The 20,959-nt window shown below is 73.7% G+C and carries 14 protein-coding genes; 10 read left to right on the forward strand and 4 right to left on the reverse strand.

Going from position 1 to position 20,959, the window contains the following annotated elements:
• The first annotated feature begins 375 nt into the window (after positions 1-375).
• The 4 genes from ABZS42_RS15760 to ABZS42_RS15775 all read left to right on the forward strand — a co-directional run bounded on the left by ABZS42_RS15760 (position 376) and on the right by ABZS42_RS15775 (position 7,038).
• Positions 376-825 carry an SAV_6107 family HEPN domain-containing protein gene (locus ABZS42_RS15760; RefSeq protein ID WP_355145730.1) on the forward strand — a complete coding sequence of 150 codons (450 nt, stop codon included), beginning with the start codon at positions 376-378 and terminating at the stop codon, positions 823-825.
• A 326-nt stretch (positions 826-1,151) separates the two neighbouring features.
• Complete coding sequence (locus tag ABZS42_RS15765; RefSeq protein WP_355145732.1) at positions 1,152-1,937, forward strand: hypothetical protein; 786 nt, start codon at positions 1,152-1,154, stop codon at positions 1,935-1,937.
• Positions 1,934-3,532, forward strand: a complete 1,599-nt coding sequence (locus tag ABZS42_RS15770) for a DNA polymerase Y family protein (RefSeq protein WP_355145734.1) — start codon at positions 1,934-1,936, stop codon at positions 3,530-3,532. The genes ABZS42_RS15765 and ABZS42_RS15770 overlap by 4 nt, the downstream gene beginning before the upstream one ends.
• Before the next feature lie 119 nt (positions 3,533-3,651).
• Positions 3,652-7,038: an error-prone DNA polymerase gene (locus ABZS42_RS15775; RefSeq protein WP_355145736.1), complete on the forward strand. Its 3,387-nt coding sequence runs from the start codon at positions 3,652-3,654 to the stop codon at positions 7,036-7,038.
• 114 nt (positions 7,039-7,152) lie between these two features.
• Here ABZS42_RS15775 and ABZS42_RS15780 read toward each other — a convergent pair whose 3' ends face one another.
• A complete protein-coding gene (locus ABZS42_RS15780) occupies positions 7,153-7,872 on the reverse strand; it encodes a sulfite exporter TauE/SafE family protein (RefSeq protein WP_355145738.1) in 720 nt (239 codons plus the stop codon).
• A gap of 277 nt (positions 7,873-8,149) precedes the next feature.
• Between ABZS42_RS15780 and ABZS42_RS15785 the strand changes: the two genes are divergently transcribed.
• From ABZS42_RS15785 to ABZS42_RS15805, 5 genes are all read left to right on the forward strand, one after another.
• A complete protein-coding gene (locus ABZS42_RS15785) occupies positions 8,150-8,326 on the forward strand; it encodes a hypothetical protein (RefSeq protein ID WP_355145740.1) in 177 nt (58 codons plus the stop codon).
• Positions 8,327-8,568: 242 nt separating this feature from the next.
• Positions 8,569-9,336, forward strand: coding sequence for a methyltransferase domain-containing protein (locus ABZS42_RS15790; RefSeq protein WP_355145882.1), 768 nt, complete (start codon positions 8,569-8,571; stop codon positions 9,334-9,336).
• A complete protein-coding gene (locus tag ABZS42_RS15795; protein WP_355145742.1) occupies positions 9,333-10,550 on the forward strand; it encodes a nucleotide pyrophosphatase/phosphodiesterase family protein in 1,218 nt (405 codons plus the stop codon). Before ABZS42_RS15790 ends, ABZS42_RS15795 begins: the two co-directional genes overlap by 4 nt.
• Before the next feature lie 35 nt (positions 10,551-10,585).
• Positions 10,586-11,845 (forward strand): DNA polymerase IV, encoded by a 1,260-nt coding sequence (locus tag ABZS42_RS15800; protein WP_355145744.1) that lies wholly within the window; start codon positions 10,586-10,588, stop codon positions 11,843-11,845.
• Positions 11,846-11,960: 115 nt separating this feature from the next.
• Positions 11,961-12,356: a DUF3040 domain-containing protein gene (locus tag ABZS42_RS15805; RefSeq protein WP_355145746.1), complete on the forward strand. Its 396-nt coding sequence runs from the start codon at positions 11,961-11,963 to the stop codon at positions 12,354-12,356.
• Between the two features lie 175 nt (positions 12,357-12,531).
• Here ABZS42_RS15805 and ABZS42_RS15810 read toward each other — a convergent pair whose 3' ends face one another.
• The 3 genes from ABZS42_RS15810 to ABZS42_RS15820 form a co-directional block, all read right to left on the reverse strand.
• The gene (locus tag ABZS42_RS15810; protein WP_355145748.1) at positions 12,532-15,012 is read right to left on the reverse strand and encodes a DUF3488 and transglutaminase-like domain-containing protein; all 2,481 of its coding nucleotides are present in this window, start codon (positions 15,010-15,012) and stop codon (positions 12,532-12,534) included.
• Between the two features lie 87 nt (positions 15,013-15,099).
• On the reverse strand, positions 15,100-16,398 hold the full coding sequence (locus tag ABZS42_RS15815) for a DUF58 domain-containing protein (RefSeq protein ID WP_355145750.1): 1,299 nt from the start codon (positions 16,396-16,398) through the stop codon (positions 15,100-15,102).
• Position 16,399: 1 nt separating this feature from the next.
• Positions 16,400-17,452, reverse strand: coding sequence for a MoxR family ATPase (locus ABZS42_RS15820; protein WP_076467892.1), 1,053 nt, complete (start codon positions 17,450-17,452; stop codon positions 16,400-16,402).
• 468 nt (positions 17,453-17,920) lie between these two features.
• On the opposite strand from ABZS42_RS15820, the gene leuS reads away from it, so the two are divergent.
• Complete coding sequence (leuS, locus tag ABZS42_RS15825; protein WP_355145752.1) at positions 17,921-20,785, forward strand: leucine--tRNA ligase; 2,865 nt, start codon at positions 17,921-17,923, stop codon at positions 20,783-20,785.
• The last annotated feature ends 174 nt before the right edge of the window (positions 20,786-20,959 follow it).

Raw genomic sequence — 20,959 nt, forward strand, 5'->3', positions numbered from 1 at the left:
CGTCGGCGCAGGGGTGTACTGTCAGCAGCAGTTAGAACGAGTGTTCGATTGCCTCGAACATTCGTTCCAACCCTCCGGGGCGCGGTGTTTCGCGGCGCCGCCTCCGGACGGTGCGGCTCCGCGGGCCGCACCTGGGTTCCGGGCAGTCGCGAGCCCGGTCCCGTCAGGCAGGAGCGTCGTCCGCCGCCCACGACCCCCGGGCGGCGGACGACGAACCCGCCGGTACGCCGGCCGGGTGTGGTGTGGGGAAGCATCCACACCCGGCCGGCCACCACACCGGTGCGTCTTCCTCCGCACCACTCGACCCGGCGTCCGCCGGCCGGAACGAACGTTCGTCGCCGGCCGGCTGCCTCGGCCCTGTGGAGGAGACAGTCCATGCCGTCCAACTCGGCTCAGCCACCGACGGTGCCGGCGCACGTGCTGCCGCACCGCACCCCCGCCCAGCTCCTCGCGGTGGCCCGGCACGGGCTGACCGAGGCCGGCCAGACCCGTCCCGACGGCCTCCGTTACGCGGCCGCCCACCTGGCCGCGCTGCGCGCGGCAGCGGCTCTGCTCGCCGCCCGCGCCCGGCCCGCCCCCATCCGCCGCAACCAGATCACCAGTGTCTGGGTCCTGCTCTCCGCCGTCGCCCCCGAGCTCGACGAATGGGCCGGTTACTTCGCGGCCGGGGCCGGAAAACGGGCCGCCGCCGAGGCCGGCATTCCCCGGGTGGTCAGCGCCCGGGAGGCCGACGACCTGCTCCGCGCGGCCGGGCAGTTCGTCTCGGTGGTGGAGACCGCGCTCGGTGCGGCCCACCAACCAGCACTCGACGGGCTCGCCGCCTGATCCGATGGCGAGGTGACCGCCGGCCCCGGCCGGACCGGCGGGCGTGCCGGCGCTCCCACCCGGTCCGGGCATGGCGCCGCCGTGCCGTACGTGGCCGGCGACGGGCCGTCCAGGCCCGCGCCGGGCACGGTGCCGGCCGCCCGGCGGGGGGAGCCGGGCGGCCGGCATCGAGCCCGGCACCCTCGGCCGACGAGGGGTTCGTGCGCCACGTCCTCGTGCCCGGAGCCGGGTGACCGGCCGCGTGCCCGGAGAAGCGCCGGCACGGCCCGGCCGGGGCACTGACCGCAACACCTGATCCAACAGCAACACGACGGGGGGTTGGTCCGATGACGGGCCACATGGTGGTCGGTTCCGCCGCGCTGGCCGGACTGGTCCGTCCGGCGAGCGCGCCGGACCCGGCGGGCGGCCACCGGGTGCTGCCGGTGGCCCCCGAGCTGACCGGGCTGCTGCCCAGCCGGGGGCTGCGGCGTGGCAGCACGATCGCGGTCGCCGCCGGTCAACCGCGGCACAGCGGCGGCGCCTCGCTGGTGCTCGCACTGCTCGCCGAGGCGTCCCGGGGCGGCTCGTGGTGCGCCGTGGTGGGGGTGCCGACGTTCGGGGCGGGCGCGGCCGCCGAGCTGGGGATCGCCCTGGACCGGCTCGCCCTGGTGCCGAACCCGGGCCCCGAATGGGCCACCGTCATCGCCGCGCTGCTCGACGGGGTGGACGTCGTGGTCACCGCGGTGCCCGCCTCGGTCTCCGCCTCGGTCGCCAACCGGCTGGCCGCCCGGGCCCGGCAGCGGGGCAGCGTGCTCGTGCCGTACGGCCGGTGGGAGGGCGCGGACGTGACGTTGCAGGTGGTCCGGGGCGCCTGGGAGGGGCTCGGGCCGGGCCGGGGCCGGCTGCGCCGCCGGGAGGTCACCGTTTCGGCGCGCGGTCGCGGGGCGGCAGCCCGGCCCAAGGAGATCAAGGTCTGGCTGCCGGGTGACGAGCTGACCCGGGTGATCCCTCGTACCGCGGCGTCCGCCGTCGACCGGCCGGCCGCCGCGCCGCTCCGCCCGGTGGCCTCGCCCGGCCGTACCGTCGTCGGGGTCTCCCGGCGCGGCGCGCTCACCCTGGTCGGGCCGGCATGAGCGACGCGCCGGTACGCACCCTGCTGCTCTGGTGTCCGGACTGGCCGGTGCTTGCCGCCGAGATCGTCGACGGGGTGCCCGCCACCGGCCCGGTCGCCGTCCTGCACGCCAACCGGGTGGTCGCCTGCTCCGAGCAGGCCCGGGCCGAGGGGGTGCGGCGGGGCCTGCGCAAACGGGAGGCGCAGGGGCGCTGCCCCCAGCTGACCGTCGTCGAGTACGACCCGGGACGCGACGCCCGGGCGTTCGAGCCGGTGGTCGCCGCGGTGGAGGAGCTGGTCGCCGGCGTGGAGGTGGTCCGTCCCGGCGCCTGCGCGGTGGCCGCCCGGGGGCCGAGCCGCTACCTCGGCGGCGAGGAGGCGGCCGCCGAACGGATCATCGAGCACGTCGCCCAGAGCTGCGCGGTGGAGAGCCAGGTCGGGATCGCCGACGGGGTCTTCGCCGCCGGGCTGGCCGCCCGCACCGGGCGGGTCGTACCGCCGGGCGGCACCCCGGCTTTCCTCGCCGGTCTGCCGGTCGAGGCGTTGGGCCGGCCGGCCCTGGCCGACCTGCTGCGCCGGCTCGGGGTACGCGCCCTCGGCGACTTCGCCGCGCTACCCGCCGGCGACGTGCTGGCCCGGTTCGGGTTCGACGGCGCGCTCGCCCACCGGTTGGCCGCCGGACGGGACCACCGCCCGCTCGCCGTTCGCCAGCCTCCGGCCGACCTGACGGTGACCGCCGAGTACGACGAGCCGGTGGACCGGGTGGACGCGGCCGCGTTCGCCGCCCGGGCGCTGGCCGAACAGCTGCACGACCGGCTCGCCGGGTACGCGCTTGCCTGCACCCGGCTCGGCATCGAGGCGGTCACCGCGCACGGCCAGGAACTGCACCGGGTCTGGCGGCATGACGGCCTGCTCACCGCCGCGGCCATCGCCGACCGGGTCCGCTGGCAGCTCGACGGTTGGCTCACCGGCAGCAGCGGCCGTGGTGGGGCCGGTCGGACCCGCCCGACGGCCGGGATCATCCGGCTGCGGCTCATCCCCGACGGGGTGATCGCCCAGGCCGGCCTGCAACCCGGCCTGTGGGGGGAGACCGGTGAGGAGCGGGAACGGGCGCATCGGGCGTTGAGCCGGGTGCAGGGCATCCTCGGCCCGGAGGCGGTGCTCACCGCGGTGCTCGGCGGCGGACGTTCCCCGGCCGACCAGGTGCGCCTGGTGCCGTGGGGGGACGAGCGGCTGCCGGGCCGCCCCGGTGAACCGCCGAGCCCCGGCGAGGCGGCGCGACCGGGGGAGCCGCCGTGGCCTGGCCGGCTGCCGCCGCCCGCGCCGGCCGTGGTGCCGCCCACGCCGCTCGCCGCGGTCGTGCACGACGTCGATGGCGAGCCGGTGGTGGTCAGCGCGCGGCTGCAGCTGAGCGCCCCTCCAGCCCGGTTGACCGTCGGCACCGCCCGCCCGATGGAGATCACCGGGTGGGCCGGTCCGTGGCCGGTCGACGAGCGCTGGTGGGCGCCGGCCGAGGCCCGGCGTCGGGCCCGGTTCCAGGTCGTTCTCGCCGACGGCACCGCCCTGCTGTTGGTGGTCGAGGCCGGGCAGTGGCTGGTGGAGGCGATCTATGACTGAGCGCTGCGCCGACGCGCGCCGGTCGGGGTTGCCCGCCCGGGTCGGGCGTGGGATTCCGGTGGCGTGGGTGTGCGGGTCGGATGCCGGCCGGGCGTCGCGTCCGGGGTGGAGGTGACCGGATGAGCTTCCATAACCCGGAGATGCCCTGGTCGGAGCTGGAACGGGTGCTTTCCGGCCGACCCGGTGGCGGCGCCGGCTCGGCCGGGCGTGGGCGTTCCCGGGACGAGCGGCACCTGCACGTGGTCGACCCGCTCGCGGTGGACGCCGACGGTGGGGACAGCCCCGCCTGGAGCCGGAAGCGGGAGCAGTACCAGCCGCCGGCGATGACCCGTACCGAGGGCGCGGTCCCGTACGCGGAGCTGCACGCCCACACCAACTTCAGCTTCCTCGACGGGGCCAGCCATCCGGAGGAGCTGGCCGAGGAGGCGGCCCGGCTGGGGCTCACCGCGCTCGCCGTCACCGACCACGACGGCTTCTACGGCGTGGTGCGCTTCGCCGAGGCGGCCCGGACGCTGGGCCTGCCCACCATCTTCGGCGCCGAACTCTCGCTCGGGCTGCCCGGCCCGCAGAACGGCGAACCGGATCCACTCGGGCGGCATCTGCTGGTGCTGGCCCACGGTCACGAGGGGTACGCCCGACTCGCCTCGACCATCTCGCGAGCCCAGCTGCGCGGCGGTGAGAAGGGCCGCCCGGTCTACGGCGAGTTGGAGGAGGTCGCCGAGGAGCTGCGTGACCACGTGCTGGTGCTCACCGGCTGCCGCAAGGGGCACGTTCCGGCGGCGCTGCTCACCGAGGGCGTCGAAGCGGCGGCCCGCGAGCTGGACCGGTTGACCGCGCTCTTCGGCGCGGAGACGGTCGCGGTGGAGCTCACCGACCACGGGAACCCCGTCGACGTCGACCGCAACGACGCGCTCGCGGAGCTGGCCGCCACGGCCGGCCTGCCCACGGTGGCCGCCAACAACGTGCACTACGCGACCCCGGGGCGGCGCCGGCTGGCCACCACGGTCGCCGCCGTACGCGCCCGGCGCAGCCTGGACGAGATCGACGGCTGGCTGCCCGCCGCCGCCACCGCCCACCTGCGCAGCGGCGCAGAGATGGCGGCCCGGTTCGCCGCGTACCCGGGTGCGGTGGCCCGGGCCGCCGAGTTCGGCGCCGAACTGGCCTTCGACCTCCAGCTCGTCGCGCCGCAGCTGCCGGCGTACCCGGTCCCGTCGGGGCACACCGAGATGAGCTGGCTGCGGCAGCTGACCTACGAGGGGGCCCGGGAGCGCTACGGCCCCCGGGCGGCGCACCCGACGGCGTACGCGCAGCTCGACCACGAGCTGAACATGATCGAGACGTTGGGTTTCCCCGGCTACTTCCTGGTGGTCTACGACATCGTCACGTTCTGCCGCGAGCAGGACATCTACTGCCAGGGGCGGGGCTCGGCCGCGAACTCGGCGGTCTGCTACGCGCTGCGGATCACCAACGTCGACGCGGTGCGGCACCGGCTGCTCTTCGAACGGTTCCTCGCGCCGGAGCGGGACGGCCCGCCCGACATCGACGTGGACATCGAGTCCGACCGCCGGGAGGAGGTGATCCAGCACGTCTACGCCCGCTACGGCCGGGAGCACACCGCCCAGGTGGCCAACGTCATCTCCTACCGGCCGCGTTCGGCGGTGCGGGACGTGGCCAAGGCGTTCGGCTTCTCCCCCGGGCAGCAGGACGCCTGGAGCAAGCAGATCGACCGGTGGGGCGAGATCGCCTCCGTCGACGTGGCGGACATTCCCGAGCAGGTGGTCGAGTACGCCAACGAGTTGCAGACGTTCCCCCGGCACCTGGGCATCCACTCCGGCGGGATGGTGATCTGCGACCGGCCGGTCATCGAGGTCTGCCCGGTGGAGTGGGGGCGGATGCCCGGCCGCAGCGTGCTCCAGTGGGACAAGGACGACTGCGCCTCCGTCGGTCTGGTCAAGTTCGACCTGCTCGGCCTCGGCATGCTCTCCGCCCTGCACTACGGCTACGACATGATCGGGATGAGTCTGGATCTCGGCGACATGACGCTGGACGACCCGGAGGTCTACGACATGCTCTGCCGGGCCGACTCGGTGGGGGTGTTCCAGGTGGAGAGCCGGGCGCAGATGGCCACCCTGCCCCGGCTCAAGCCCCGTGAGTTCTACGACCTGGTGGTCGAGGTGGCGCTGATCCGGCCCGGCCCGATCCAGGGCGGTTCGGTGCACCCGTACATCCGGCGCAAGAACGGCCACGAGCCGGTGGAGTTCGCCCACCCGCTGATGCGCAACGCGCTGGAGAAGACCCTCGGCGTGCCGTTGTTCCAGGAGCAGCTGATGCAGCTCGCCATCGACCTGGCCGGTTTCGACGCGGCCGGGGCGGACCAGCTGCGCCGGGCAATGGGGGCGAAACGTTCGGTCGAGCGGATGGCGCAGATCGCCGACCGGCTCTACGCCGGCATGGCGGAGCGGGGCATCACCGGCGAGCTGGCCGAAGACGTCTACCGGAAGCTCACCGCGTTCGCCAGTTACGGCTTCCCGGAGAGCCACGCGATGAGCTTCGCCTACCTGGTCTACGCCAGCTCCTGGCTCAAGCGCTACCACCCGGGGCCGTTCCTGGCGGCGCTGCTCAACGCCCAGCCGATGGGCTTCTACTCACCGCAGAGCCTGGTGGACGACGCCCGCCGGCACGGTGTGGAGGTGCGCCGGCCGGACATCAACGCCAGCGGTGCCCTGGCGGTGCTGGAGTCCACACCCGAGAGCCGGTGGGGCAGCGAGCCGGGGGAGCCGCCGCACGCCTGGGGGCTGGGCGGCCCGGCCGTCCGGCTCGGCCTGTCCAGCGTGCGTACCCTCGGCGACGGGGTGGCGGAGCGGATCGAGGCCGAGCGGGTCGCGAACGGGCCGTACCGTGACATGCCGGACGTGGCCCGGCGGGTCGGTCTCACCGCCGCGCAGCTGGAGGCGCTGGCCACCGCGGACGCGTTCGCCTGTTTCGGGCTCAGCCGGCGGCAGGCGCTCTGGGCCGCCGGCGCGGCGGCGCAGGACCGGCCGGGTCGGCTGCCCGGCACGGTGACCGGCACTGCCGCGCCGACCCTGCCCGGCATGGAGGCGGTCGACCGGCTGGTCGCGGACGTCTGGGCCACCGGGCTGTCGCCGGAGAACCATCCGGCCACGTTCATCCGCCCCCGCCTCGACGAACTGGGCGCGGTGCCGATCGCCCGGCTCGGCCGGGTGGAGCCCGGCCAGCGGATTCGGGTCGGCGGCATCGTCACCCACCGGCAGCGGCCGGCGACCGCCGGCGGGGTGACCTTCCTCAACCTGGAGGACGAGACCGGCATGCTCAACGTGACCTGCTCGCCGGGATTGTGGCAGCGCTACCGGCGGGTGGCCCGGACCAGCGCGGGGCTGGTGGTGCGGGGCCGGCTGCAACGGTACGAGGGGGTGGTCAACCTGGTCGCCGACCGGCTGGACCCGATCCAGCCGCCGGTCAGCCCGGCCTCCCGCGACTTCCGCTGACCCGCCCGTGCCCGGCGCCGACGTCGGCGAGGCGATGCCGGAGCCCGGCCGGCTGAGCCGTCGGCACCCGGCGCGCCGATCCGGCGACGGACGCCGGCACGCAGGCCGGGTGCGTCAGCCGGCCAGGCCGATGAGTGCCGTGCCGGCGCTGCCGAGCAGCCCGATCAGCACGATGCGGCGGAACAGCCGCGGGTCGATCCGGTGGAAGAGCCGGTTGCCCAGCCACCAGCCCAGGGGGACGGCCGGGAGCGCCGCGAGGGCGATCCGCGCCACGTGGGTGTCCACCTGACCGGTCAGCAGGAACCCGGCCAGCCCGATCAGGCCGGTCCCGGCGAACGTCGCCGCCACCGTCGCCCGGAAGGTACGTGGGTCGTAGCCGAGGGAGTGGAACGCGGCGACCAGCGGTGGCCCGTTGGTGCCGGTGGCGGCGGTGAGCACGCCGACGAGCACCCCGATCGCGCCGAGCCCCAGGCGGCCGGTGCGCATCCGGGCGCCGCTGGCCACCAGCACGACGCAGCCGAGCACCACCACCGCGATCAGCGCGCTGAGCAGCCGCGGCGGGGCGTACATGAGCACCAGCAGGCCGACCGGCACCCCGAGCAGGGCGGTGGCGGTGAGCGTCACCGCCACCCGCCACCGGGCGTACGCGCGCTCCCGGACGGCCGCGGTGAGGGTCAGCCCGATGCTGGTCAGCGCCGCCACCACTACCGCGCTGCGCGGGTCGATCGCGGCGGCGAGCAGTGGGACGGTCAGCAGGGCGTACCCGAAGCCGCTGACCGCCTGGGCGAACGCCCCGAGCAGCACGATGCCGAACGCACTGAGCAGGACGACCATCCGACGAGCGTGACCCCGGTCGGTGGCGGCCCGGAGACCGGCCCGGCCCCGCGAGACGCGGGACACAGCCGCTCCCGTTGAGCTGCGCCGGCGACCGGGGAGACGCGGGACACGTTGGGCAGCGACGCGGGAACGTTTAACCTTATCCATTTGTTCCAGAAACGTGGCAGTTCCCGCACATGGGTTACGCCTCAGCGTTGATCCCGATCATCGTGGTGATAACCCTGATGCAGGTGAAGCTCAGCAACAGGCTCGTGTAGTACGAAGGAGAAGAGCAGTGACGGGGAACAACGGTCACAACGGAGTGGCCAACGCGCGTCGTACTCGCCTCGCCGCCGGATGGGTGCCGGAGCACCACATGGAGCCGCGCGAGTACGAGGTGAACGAAGGCCCCGTGGCGAATGCCCGGCGCTCTCGCGTCGAGCGGGACCCGGCGGCGGGAGGGGAGTCGTAGCAACCACCGCCGAGCGGAGCGCCGTCGCACCGGTCTGCGTCGTCGAGCCGGCCCGGACGTCGCTCCGCCGTCCGGCGGCCGGGCGGACGCGGCGACCGCTGTGGCAGGCGGTGCGCCTGGTCCGCCCTCGCCGGGACAGCGCTGCTCTCGTTGCCGCCGTCCGCCTGATCACCTGCTGCTCACCCGGGGAATCCCATTGATGGGTCCGGTAGCGGAGGGGCCCCCTGTCGGCACGTCCGAACCTGACTAGGCTCGACCGGGTGGAGCAGACCCGAGGCCGGTTCACCGGGCCGCCGCTGACCCCCCGTACCGCCGTGATCTGGTCGGTGCTCCGTGCCGAACTCGACCGGCGGGGCGATGCCGAACTGACCGTGCTCGACGTGGGCGGCGGCACCGGCGGGTTCGCCGTCCCGCTCGCCCAGGCCGGGCACCACGTCACGGTGGTGGACGCGAGCCCCGACGCGCTCGCCGCGCTGACCCGGCGGGCCGCCGAGGCGGGCGCGGCCGACCGGGTACGCGCCGTGCAGGGCGACGGCGACGCGTTGGCCGGCCTCGTCGAACCGGCCGGAGTCGACCTGGTTCTCTGTCACGCCGTGCTCGAGGTGGTCGACGACCCCGCGTCGGTGGTGGCCGCGCTGGCCACCGCGCTGCGTCCCGGCGGTGCGGCGAGCGTGCTGCTCGCCGGTCGCGCCGCCGCGGTGCTCGGCCGTGCCATGAACGGCCACCTGGACGTCGCGGCCACGCTGGCGACGGACCCGGCCGGCACCGCCGGAGCTCGGGACACCCTGCGGCGGCGGTACGACGCCGCCACCGCCACCGCCCTGCTGCGCGGCGCCGGGCTCGTGGTCGAGGAGATCCACGGCGTACGCGTCCTCGCCGACCTGCTGCCGGCCGCGGTCGCCGACGGTCAGCCCGGGGCCCTGGTCGAGCTGGAGCGGGCGCTCGCCGGCCGGCCACCGTACCGGGATCTCGCCGCCCAGCTGCACCTGTTCGCTCGCCGGCCGGCATGACCGGGCCTGCCCTGTCGCGGCCGTCCGGTCCGCCGGACCCGAACAGTCCCGGGTCCGCGGCGGCATCCGATCCGCTGTCCCCGGTCGCGCCCCGCTACGGCGACGGCAGCCTCGCCGATGTGCTTCCCAGCGCGCTCGCGGTGCTCGGGGTGCCGGGTTCCGTCGACCGGCTGGGTCTGACGGACCGGCTGGCCGGGGTACGCCGCATCGCCGTGCTGCTCGTCGACGGGCTCGGCTGGTACCAGATCCCCACCGCCACCCCGTACGCCCCGACACTGGCCGGGCTCGCCGCGACAGCCGGCCGGCCGCTCACCTCCGGCTTCCCGTCGACCACCCCCACCAGCCTGGTGACCATGGGCACCGGCGCAGCCCCCGGCGCGCACGGAGTGCTCGGCTTCACCGTCCGGGTGCCCGGTACGGAGCGTGTGCTCAGTCACATCGAGTGGGCCGGGGATCCGGATCCGCTGCGCTGGCAACCGGTCCCGACCCAACTGGAGCGGGCCCGTGCGGCCGGCGTCGCCGTCACCGTGGTGAGCCGTCCCGAGTTCGGTGGCAGCGGGCTGACCATGGCCGCCAACCGGGGCGGGGACTTCCGCGGCGCCACCGGCGTCGACGAGCTCGCCGCGACGATGCTGGCCGCGTTGAGCGCGGGGACCGGACCGACCCTGGTCTCCGGCTACCACCCCGACCTGGACCGGCACGGCCACCTCACCGGGGTCGACTCACCGCCGTGGCGGGTCGCCGCGGCGGAGGTGGACACTCTGGTCGCCCGCCTGGTGGACGGCCTGCCGGCCGACGCCGCGCTGCTGGTGACCGCCGACCACGGCCAGCTCGACGTGCCCGCCGCGCACCGGTTCGACCTGGACACCGACCCCCGGCTGCGCGCCGGGATCGAGGTCGTCGCCGGGGAGGCCCGGGTGCGCTACCTGCACGTCACGCCCGGCGCGGTGGACGACGTGGTGGCCGCCTGGTCGGCGGTGCTCGGCGACGCGGCCCGGGTGCGTACCCGCGACGAGGCGGTCGCGGCCGGCTGGTTCGGGCCGGTGCCGGCCGAACACCTGGCCCGGATCGGCGACGTCGTGGTGATCTGCAACGACACGTACGCCGTACTGGCCACCCGCTCGGAGAGCCCGCTCGCGTCGCGGCTGGTGGCTTACCACGGGTCGGACACGGCGGCCGAGATGACCATCCCACTGCTGGTGGTCCGGGGCTGACCGGTTCCGTCGTACCCGGGGGCTAACCTGCGGACATGGGTCGCAGCCAGTCGTTGCCACGGGGCGGTGATCCGCGTTTCGGTCCCGACGCCGACGACTCGGGCAGCCCGATCCTGCACGTGGACATGGACGCCTTCTTCGCCTCGGTGGAGGTGCGCAGCCGCCCCGAGCTGCGGGGCCGGCCGGTGGTGGTCGGTGGCCTCGGTCCGCGTGGTGTCGTCAGCTCGGCCAGCTACGAGGCCCGCCGCTACGGCGTACGCAGCGCCATGCCGATGATGCGGGCGCGTGCGCTCTGCCCGCACGCGGTCTACCTGCCGCCGGACTTCACCGCCTACACCGACGCCTCGCGGGCGGTGATGCAGGTCTTCCGGGACGTCACCCCGTTGGTCGAGCCGCTCTCCCTCGACGAGGCGTTCCTCGACGTGACCGGTGCGCGACGGCTCTTCGGCTCACCGGCTGAGATCGCCCGCAAGATCCGCGCCCGGGTCGCGCGCGAGCAGGGGTTGACCTGCTCGGTCGGGGTGGCGCCGAGCAAGTTCGTGGCGAAGCTCGGCTCGACCCGGGCCAAGCCCGACGGCATGCTGGTCGTGCCCGCGTCCCGGGTGCTCGAGTTCCTCCACCCGCTGCCGGTCGACGCGCTCTGGGGGGTGGGTGAGCGCTCCGCGCAGGCGTTGCGCCGGCTCGGGCTGGCCACGATCGGCGACCTCGCCGAGGCGCCGTACGGCATGTTGCGCAAGGCCGTCGGTGAGGCGTCCGCCGGCCACCTGCACGCTCTCGCCCGGGGGCGTGATCCGCGCGCGGTGAGCCCGGAGCACGTGGAGAAGTCGATCGGGGCGGAGGTCACCTTCGACGTCGACGTGACCGACCCGCTGGAGATCCGGCGTGCCCTGCTCGCGCTCGCCGACAAGGTCGGTGGCCGGCTGCGCCGGGCCGGTCAGGTCGGTCGGACGATCTCGCTCAAGGTGCGACTCGCCGACTTCCGCACGGTCACCCGCTCGCGCACCCTGCCGGTCGCCACCGACACGGCCAGGGAGATGTTCGACACTGTCTGGGCGCTCTGGACCGTGCTGGCCCCGGGTGAGCCGGTCCGGCTCGTCGGCGTACGGGCCGAGGGGCTCGCCGCGGCGCAGGAAACGCCTCGCCAGCTCACCCTCGGCGCGCCCGAGCGTGGGTGGCGCGAGGCGGAAGCCGCCGCGGACGCCGCCGCTGCCCGATTCGGGCGGTCCGTCATAGGTCCGGCCAGTCTGCTCGGCAACCGTGATCCTCGTCGGAACGAAAATCAGCCCGGGCCATAGGTCGTCCCGCTTTCCGACGCGCGACCCCCCTCGTAGACTTGCGGGTAAGCAGCCGGTTGGCTGCCACGGTCTGTCGGTCCGAACGGGCCGACCAACGTGACCGGGGAGGAGTGCCGTGCCGCTCTCGGAGCACGAGCAGCGGCTGTTCGAGCAGATCGAGCGGTCGCTTGCCGAGGACCCCAAATTCGCCTCGGCCGTGCGCGCCAGCGATCCGCGTTTCCACACGCGGCGTCGCCTGCTCGTCGCTGCCGGCGTCATCATCGCTGGGCTGGCCCTACTGGTCTATGGCGCGGTGATCAAGACCCCGCCCCTGGCTGTGGCGGGTTTCGTCGTCATGTTGGCCTCGGCCGCGTTCGCGGTGCAGTCGCATCGTCGGGCGCAGTCACCCGATCTCCACGTGGTGGGCGGGACGACCAGTCGACGCCGCACCCGCGTTCGGTCCGGTCGACGTCCCTCGTTCATCGACCGGATGGAGGACAGGTGGCGTCAGCGCCCGGAGGGGCACCGCTGAGTCCGACCGGCCGCTGACCTTCGTCGGGCGCGGCCGCGCCGTGACGATCGTCGGGCGTGCCGAGCGTCGATCGGCTCGCTGTTTAGGAAGTCGGGGTGTTCCCGTGACCGGGACACCCCGACTTCACTGAGCAGGAGTGGATCAAGCAGCCGTGGTCTGACGCGCTGCCGGCCGGTCAGCGGGCCGTGCGGCCGGCGAGCAGCCGGCGCGGGTTCCACCGCAGCAGCCGGTGACGGGCCTGGCCGGTCACCGCGACCATCCGGCCCGAGATGTCCGCCACGGCGAGCCGCCAACGCAGCAACACTGACGGCGGCAGCACCGCCGCGAGCAACCGGGTACGCCGATCGGCATCCGTGGCGAGCCTGCCCCGGACCACGCGCAGCGCGGGTGCCAGCGGGTCACCGGTGAGCGGATCACGCGCGTAGCGGGCCCGCTCCTCAGCCCGGCCGAGCAACCGGATCGCGGTGACGGCGTCGGCGTCCGCGTTGAGCGCGTCCCGGACGAGCCGGTCGGCGGTCGCCCGTGGGGTTTCGGTCCGGTCGACCGGCACTCGGTAGTCGATCAGCGTGTCGAGCAGCTCGTCCCACGCGGCGTGCGCATCGGCCCGTGCCTGGTCGGCGTCGGCGCCGACCACCACCATCCGGTCGCCGGTCGTGGCCTGGACACCCACGTCCGGCACGGCCGCGGTGACCGGCGTCGGTGCCCGGCCACCCCGGCTGCGGCGCAACGTGAGCCGGCGGAGCGCCGGCATGGCCAGCAGCAACAGGAGCACCAGCGAAACGGCCGCCCACCAGGGCCAGACGGGCGCCTGCTCGGTGGAGGTCTCCGCACCGAGGGAGAGTCCGGCGTCGGTGTCGCGGTCCTCCCGCTCCGAACCCACCGCCCCGGCGGACTCTTCCGGGTTCGGAGCGGCGTTCGGCGCGCCCGGCTGATTGGGCAGCGGATCCGGAGCGTCGGTGTCCGGGGCCCAGGCCGACCGGGTGGAGCCGGCGACGCCGTACGCCGGGGTGGCGTCGAACGGCACCCAGCCGATCCCGTCGAAGTAGACCTCCGTCCAGGCGTGCAGGTTGCGATTGGTGAGCGTGTACGTGTTGCCGCTGCGGTTGCTTCCACTGGTGAAACCGAACGCGACCCGGGCCGGGATACCGGCCGCCCGGACCAACCAACCCATCGCGGCCGCGTACTGCTGGCAGTAGCCCACCTTGTTGGTGAGGAAGTCGACGATGTCCTCGCCGCTGGTCCCGCCCTCGGTGCGCAGCTGGTAACTGAAGCCGTTGTCCGAGGAGAAGTAGTCGTAGATCGACCGGACCTTGTCGTACTCGGTCTGCTTGCCCCGGACGAGCCGCGTCACCAGCTCCGTCACCTCGGGCACCGGCGGCGTCCTGGTCTGCTGTCGCCGTACCAACGGGTGGTCGGCCGGCAGCTTCCGCGCGCTGCGCAACGCGGCCACGGTGTACGTGGACCGCACGTACTCGAACGAGTAGCGCTTGCCGCGGGAGTTCTCCCGGTTGGAGAAGACGATCTGACGATCGTCGTCGTAGAGCCAGGTCGAGTTCAGGTCCTTGGTGCGGACCGGCTCGGAGTAGACCGGCAGCAGTGGCATGTCGAGATCCCGGGCGATCTCGACGCTGGCCTCGTACTGGCGCTGTTCGACGCCGCTGACCTCTCGGATCGGGTCGGGCAGCTCCCGGTTGACCGGCCGCCCGCTCGGGTTGGTCACCTCGAAGCCACTCGACTTCAGCTCGTCGGCGACGCCGAAGCGTAGATAGAACGGGTTCGGTTCGTTGGTGGTCACCTTGATCAGGTCGGCCACCTCGGACTGGTTCAACTGGCCGCTGAGCGCGGCGAACAGGTTGATCTTTCCGGGGGCGCCGCCATGGCCGGGCCGGCCGTTGCCGCTGCCGCTGCCGTTGCTGGAGCTCAGGGAGTCGAGCAGGCTGCCGTTCATGCCCGGCACGGGGACGAGCGGCAGGAGTACCGCCACCGCCACGCCGAGCACCGCGAGCCGGCGGCCGGCGGCCGCCAGCGGGGAGCTCTCCCAGACGTCGACGTCCCGCCCGTCGCCGGTGAACCGGCGGCCGAACCGGCGGACCCGGTCGACGTTGTCGGCGCCCAGCAACCAGAGATAGCCGGCGGCGCCGATCACGAACGGAACCGGCGAGACGTCGTCCACGTAGACGGCGACGGGGACCGAGTAGATGGCGAGCATCGGCAGGCCCGCCAGAGCCGGTCGGCGCAGCCCGACGGTGAGCAGGTCGACCACGACGGCCACGGCGCCGACGCCCAGCACCGTGATGAACAGCAGCGCGGGGGTGTCGGGCACCTCCACGCCGTACGAGCGCATGTCCTGCGCCGAGCCGCGCAGCAGCTCGCCGAAGTGGGCGAAGGTGGCCGGCGTGGGCAGGACCGCGAGAAGCTCGCTGCCGCCCGGGAAGAGCCAGGTGAGCGACAGCGTGAGCCCCGCCAGCATGCCGAGCACCTGACCCCAGAGGGGCGCGCGCAGCGCCCGGGCCAGCGCGGCCGCTCCGGCCACCACGGCGACCGCGACGGCCGACTCGATCAGCCAGGTCCAGCGTTCGAAGATGGCCGACAGCGGCGCCGCGGCGAGCAGCGTCGCGCCCGCGGCCACCAGGCCGAGATTTCGATGGCCGGTCATGACCGCTTCCCTCCGCTCATGCCGCTGCTGCGCCGTGCTGCCCGGCGGAGCGGGGCTCCAGTGCGCCAAGCTGGCTGTTTCGCTCGCTCATCGCACGCCGCCGGCCACCGTCTCGGCCAGCGCGGCGCGCACCGCGAACCCCTGCGAGCCGCGGCCGGCCTGCGGCCAGATCGCCGGCAGCCGGGTGCCGTGGTCGACGCCGATCACCCGCCAACCGCTGCGCACCAGCGACAGTGCGGCAGCGGCGTGCGTCTGCTCGGCCTCGGCGCGCGCCTTCTCGGGCAGGTTCAGCCAGGTGGAGCTGTTGACCAGGAACGCGACGCAGGTCGCGCCGTTGCCGCGCAACCCGGACAGCAGCTCCGCCTCGGCGGTGCTCAGGGAGCCGAAGACGCCGATGATCAAACCGCCGTCGGACCGCTGCCGGACCCGCTGCACCAGTTCGGTCACCTCGGTGCGCTGGTCGAGGCGTACCTCGGCGAGCTGGTCGAGCAGGAGCCCGTCGCCGCCGCCCTCGGAGGCGTCGACGTCCGCGCCGGCCCCGGTGACCAGGCGGAGCTTGTAGCCGGCCTGGCGCAGGTGCATGGCGATGCTCGCGGTCGCGGAGACCGCCCACTCGAAGCTCGCCGTCGGACCGTCGCCCCGGTGGCCGTACGCGCGGGTGTCGAGCACCACCGTCGCCCGGCTCTCCCAGGGTTGCTCCTCCCGGCGAACCATCAGCTCGCCGGTGCGGGCGGTCGACTTCCAGTGCACCCGGCGCAGGTCGTCGCCCACCCGGTACTCCCGGGTCGCCGCGTCGTCCTCGCCGTGCACCGCCACCGACCGGGCCCGGCTGTCGCCGCTGCCGGCGTACTCACCGGGCAGCCGGACCGAGGGCAGCGGCGTGACCTGCGGGATCACCGTCAGGTGGTCGACGCTGGGGAAGGCGCGGCTGAGTTCGCAGAGCCCGAACGGGTCGGTCAACCGCACCACCAGCGGGCCCACCTCGTAGCGGCCGCGCACGTCGGCCCGGACGGTGTACGCCACCGAACTCGCCTGGTGCGCGCCGAGCCGCTCCAGCACCACCCGGGGCCGGCTGCCCAACGCGTACGGCAGCCGGTCCTCCAGGAGCAGAGTGCCGGTGGGCAGGCGGGACATGTTCTGCAGTCGCAGCACCACCCGTGAACTCGCCCCGACCGGCACCCGGTGCGGGTCCAGCGACCGGTTGCAGGCCAGCTTGTAGCGGCTGCGGCCGACGTAGGCCGCGGCGAGCAGGGGCAGTACGGCGAGCAGCACGGCCACCCGGAGCAGGTCCTTCTCACCGAGGATGCCCGCCGAGACGGCCGCGGCCACCGCGGCTGCCAGGAACGAGCGGCCCCGGGTGGTCAGCCCGCGCAGCCCTTCACGCACGTCACGGCCTCCGCGGCTCGTACGGCCCGCGGCCGTTGCCGCTCGCCGGTCTGGTGTCGTAGGGGGAGCGCTTGCGGTCGTTCGGCAGGGGCAGCCGGTGCACCAGGTCGGAGACGATCGCGTCCGTGGTGCGCCGGGCCAGCTGCGCGTCGGCGGTGGGGATGATCCGGTGCGCCAGCACGGGCACGGCCAGCGCCTGGAGGTCGTCGGGGAGGACGTAGTCGCGGCCCTCCAGGGCGGCCACCGCGCGGGCGGTGCGCAGCAGTTGGAGGGTGGCCCGGGGGGAAGCTCCCAGCCGCAGGTCAGGAGCCTCACGCGTGGCGGTGACCAGGTCGATCGCGTACTGCTTGACCGCGTCGGCGACGTGCACCTGGCGGACCGTGGCGATCAGCTGCCGGACGGTGACCGCGTCGGAGACCGGGCGCAGCTCGTCGAGCGGGTCGGTGGCGCCGTGGCCGTCGAGCATCGCCAGCTCCGCGCCGACGTCCGGGTAGCCCATCGCGATCCGGGCGGTGAACCGGTCGCGCTGCGCCTCGGGCAGCGGGTAGGTGCCCTCCATCTCGATCGGGTTCTGGGTGGCGATCACCATGAAGGGTGTCTGGAGCTGGTAGGTCACGCCGTCGACGGTGACCTGCCGTTCCTCCATGCACTCCAGCAACGCCGACTGGGTCTTCGGCGACGCCCGGTTGATCTCGTCGCCGACCACCAGGTTGGCGAAGACCGCGCCGGGCCGGAACTCGAAGTCGTGCGTTTCCTGGTTGTAGACGCTGACCCCGGTGACGTCGCTGGGCAGCAGGTCCGGGGTGAACTGGATCCGGCGTACCGAGCAGTCGATGGAGCGCGCGAGAGCCTTGGCGAGCTTGGTCTTGCCGACCCCGGGCACGTCCTCGATGAGGAGGTGCCCCTCGGCGAGCAGGACCGCCAGAGCGAGGCGCACGGTCGCCGTCTTACCCTCGATGACCTGCTCGATGTTGGCCACGATGGCCTCGCTCGCGGCGCGGAACTCGTCGTGCGGCAGCAGGCCGCCGACCTCGTCCCAGGTCTGTTGTGTCACGGGCCTCCTCCTCGTCGCCGGAACGGCAGCTCTGTTAAGAGCAGCTGGACCCGCCGTTGGGTTCGCGACGCCGAGCCTCGTCTGCCGCAGAAAACTCACTGGCCTCTCAGGCTAACCATGTTTGTCGTTATCGCCGACCCCTGCGGCCAGACCGTCGGTTACGCCCCGAATATTCGTCAGGTTGGGGGAACCGTACGGCAGCCGGTTCGGGGTATCCCAGTAGGCTGGCCGTCCGGCGTCCCGAGGCGTGGTAGCGGGCCACCAGGCGGCGCGGACCTGGGGGTACACTGCGGGCATGGCCGGAGTCTTCCTGCTTCTTACCGAGCCGTGCTGATGCGCTGAGCGCGCGACAGCACGGCGGCCCCTCCTGCGTGAGGGGCTTTTTTGTGCCCGTCGTCCGCCTCGGGCGGGCGGGCAGCATCAGCAGACCGCACGAGACGACCGCGCCGAGCGACGCGAGGAGACGCGATGAGTGAGGCAGCCGCACCGGCGGGCGACATCCCCCCGTTCCGGTACACCGCGGCCCTGGCCAACGATATCGAGCACCGTTGGCAGGACCACTGGGAGCGGAAGGGAACCTTCCACGCCCCCAACCCGACCGGGCCGCTGGCCGACCCCGGCCACCCGCGGGCGGGCGCGGAGAAGCTCTACGTGCTGGACATGTTCCCCTACCCGTCCGGGGCGGGCCTGCACGTCGGCCACCCGCTGGGCTACATCGGCACCGACAGCTTCGCCCGCTACCAGCGGATGGCCGGCCGGAACGTGCTGCACGCGATGGGCTTCGACGCGTTCGGCCTGCCCGCCGAGCAGTACGCGGTGCAGACCGGCACCCACCCACGTACCACCACGGTGGCGAACATCGAGCGGTACAAGGCGCAGCTGCGCCGGCTGGGGCTGGCCCACGACGAGCGCCGCTCGGTCGCCACCATCGACGTCGACTTCTACCGCTGGACCCAGTGGATCTTCCTGCAGATCTTCAACGCCTGGTACGACCAGGACGCGAAGAAGGCCCGGCCGATCGCCGAACTGGTCGCGGAGTTCGAGGGCGGCAACCGGCCGACGCCGGACGGCCGCCCCTGGGCGGAGCTGTCCGTGGCCGATCGCCGGAGCATCGTCGACGACCACCGGCTGGCGTACGTCTCGGAGGCGCCGGTGAACTGGTGCCCGGGTCTGGGCACCGTGCTGGCCAACGAGGAGGTCACCGCCGACGGCCGTTCGGAGCGGGGCAACTTCCCGGTCTTCAAGCGGAACCTGAAGCAGTGGATGATGCGGATCACCGTGTACGGTGACCGGCTGCTGGAGGACCTGGACAAGCTGGACTGGCCCGAGGCGATCAAGCTGATGCAGCGCAACTGGATCGGACGGTCCCAGGGCGCGCACATCTTCTTCCCCACCGCGACCGGTGATTCCGATGCCGCGGGCGAAGCCCGCATCACCGTCTTCACCACCCGGCCGGACACCCTCTTCGGGGCCACCTACATGGTGCTGGCGCCGGAGCACGAACTGGTCGACCCGCTGGTGCCCGCGGCCTGGCCGGAGGGCACCCGGGAGGTCTGGACGGGCGGGCACGCCAGCCCGCGGGCCGCCGTCGAGGCGTACCGCAAGGCGGCCGCGGCCAAGACCGACGTCGAGCGGCAGGCCGAGACGAAGGAGAAGACCGGCGTCTTCACCGGGGCGTACGCCACCAACCCGGTCACCGGTGCGCAGATCCCGATCTTCATCGCGGACTACGTGCTGGCGGGCTACGGCACCGGCGCGATCATGGCGGTGCCGGCCCAGGACGAGCGGGACTACGCCTTCGCCGAGGTCTTCGACCTGCCCATCGTCCGCACGGTGCAGCCGTCCGAGGGCTTCGACGGCAAGGCGTACACCGGGGACGGGCCGGCGATCAACAGCGCCGCGCCCGAGCGTGGCCTGGACCTGAACGGCCTGGGGGTCGCCGACGCCAAGGCCCGGATGATCGAGTGGCTGGAGGCGAACGGCCACGGCCGTGGCGCGGTCACCTACCGGCTGCGGGACTGGCTGTTCAGCCGGCAGCGCTACTGGGGTGAGCCGTTCCCGATCGTGTACGACGAGACCGGCGCGGCGATCGCGCTGCCGGAGGAGATGCTGCCGGTCGAGCTGCCCGAGGTGGACGACTTCTCGCCGAAGACGTTCGACCCGGACGACGCGAACTCGAACCCGGAGACCCCGCTGTCCCGGCGCCGGGACTGGGTCGAGGTCGAGCTGGACCTGGGTGACGGCCCGAAGCGGTACACCCGGGAGACCAACGTGATGCCGCAGTGGGCCGGCTCGTGCTGGTACGAGCTGCGCTACCTGGACCCGACCAACGCCGGCCGGTTCGTCGACGCGGAGAACGAGCGGTACTGGATGGGCCCGCGCGGCGAGGGCGACACCGGCGGCACCGACCTGTACGTGGGCGGCGCCGAGCACGCCGTGCTGCACCTGCTGTACGCCCGGTTCTGGCACAAGGTGCTGTTCGACCTGGGCCACGTCTCCAGCGTCGAGCCGTTCCGCCGGCTGTTCAACCAGGGCATGATCCAGGCGTACGCCTACACCGACTCGCGGGGCAGCTACGTGCAGGCCGCCGAGGTCATCGAGCGCGACGGCGGCTACTTCCTGGGTGACGCCCAGGTCAACCGCGAGTACGGCAAGATGGGCAAGTCGCTGCGGAACGTCGTCACGCCGGACGAGATGTGCGCGACGTACGGCGCGGACACGTTCCGGGTCTACGAGATGTCGATGGGCCCGCTGGAGGTGTCCCGCCCGTGGGAGACCCGGGCGGTGATCGGCTCGTTCCGCTTCCTGCAGCGGGTGTGGCGGGCGGTGGTCGACGAGCAGACCGGTGCGCTGCGGGTCACCGATGACCCGGCTGACGAGGGCACCCGGCGGCTGCTGCACAAGGTGATCGACGGCGTACGCGGCGACATGGAGGGGATCCGGTTCAACACCGCGATCGCCAAACTGATCGAGCTGACCAACGCGTTGACCCGGCTGCCGGCCACTCCTCGTGAGGTGGCCGAGCCGCTGGTGCTGATGCTGGCGCCGTTCGCGCCGCACGTCGCCGAGGAACTGTGGCAGCGGATGGGGCACGACGGCTCGCTCGCGTACGTGGACTTCCCGGTGGCCGACCCGGCGCTGCTGGTCGCCGAGACGGCGACCTACCCGGTGCAGGTCAACGGCAAGGTGCGCGGCCGGGTCGAGGTGCCCGCCGACGCGTCGGAGGAGACGGTCCGCGCGGCCGCCCTGGAGGCGGTGGCCGGCAGCCTGGCCGGCAAGGAGCCGCGCAAGGTCATCGTGGTGAAGGGCCGGATGGTCTCGGTCGTGCTCTGAACCTGCTCGTGGGCGCGTCCTCGTCGGGCGCGCCCACGGCAGGTTCGTGGTGGTCGGCCGGCGCCCTTACGCGGAGCGCAGCGGTCTGCGGCACCGCCGTCGAGGCCGGTGGCTCTGCCCGGTCGCCGCGCCTATGGAACTGACGTCACCAACGACTCAATCCGCCCGCGAGTC

It is taken from the genome of Micromonospora sp. NPDC005367 (assembly GCF_040606825.1).
In the GTDB taxonomy this organism is placed as follows: domain Bacteria; phylum Actinomycetota; class Actinomycetes; order Mycobacteriales; family Micromonosporaceae; genus Micromonospora.

What these genes read in the sequence shown, in the direction of transcription:
- ABZS42_RS15760 (WP_355145730.1), top strand. Translation starts at nt 376, where the DNA reads ATGCCGTCCAACTCGGCTCAGCCACCGACGGTGCCGGCGCACGTGCTG.
- ABZS42_RS15765 (WP_355145732.1), top strand. Translation starts at nt 1,152, where the DNA reads ATGACGGGCCACATGGTGGTCGGTTCCGCCGCGCTGGCCGGACTGGTC.
- ABZS42_RS15770 (WP_355145734.1), top strand. Translation starts at nt 1,934, where the DNA reads ATGAGCGACGCGCCGGTACGCACCCTGCTGCTCTGGTGTCCGGACTGG.
- ABZS42_RS15775 (WP_355145736.1), top strand. Translation starts at nt 3,652, where the DNA reads ATGAGCTTCCATAACCCGGAGATGCCCTGGTCGGAGCTGGAACGGGTG.
- ABZS42_RS15780 (WP_355145738.1), bottom strand. Translation starts at nt 7,872, where the DNA reads ATGGTCGTCCTGCTCAGTGCGTTCGGCATCGTGCTGCTCGGGGCGTTC.
- ABZS42_RS15795 (WP_355145742.1), top strand. Translation starts at nt 9,333, where the DNA reads ATGACCGGGCCTGCCCTGTCGCGGCCGTCCGGTCCGCCGGACCCGAAC.
- ABZS42_RS15800 (WP_355145744.1), top strand. Translation starts at nt 10,586, where the DNA reads ATGGGTCGCAGCCAGTCGTTGCCACGGGGCGGTGATCCGCGTTTCGGT.
- ABZS42_RS15810 (WP_355145748.1), bottom strand. Translation starts at nt 15,012, where the DNA reads ATGACCGGCCATCGAAATCTCGGCCTGGTGGCCGCGGGCGCGACGCTG.
- leuS (WP_355145752.1), top strand. Translation starts at nt 17,921, where the DNA reads ATGAGTGAGGCAGCCGCACCGGCGGGCGACATCCCCCCGTTCCGGTAC.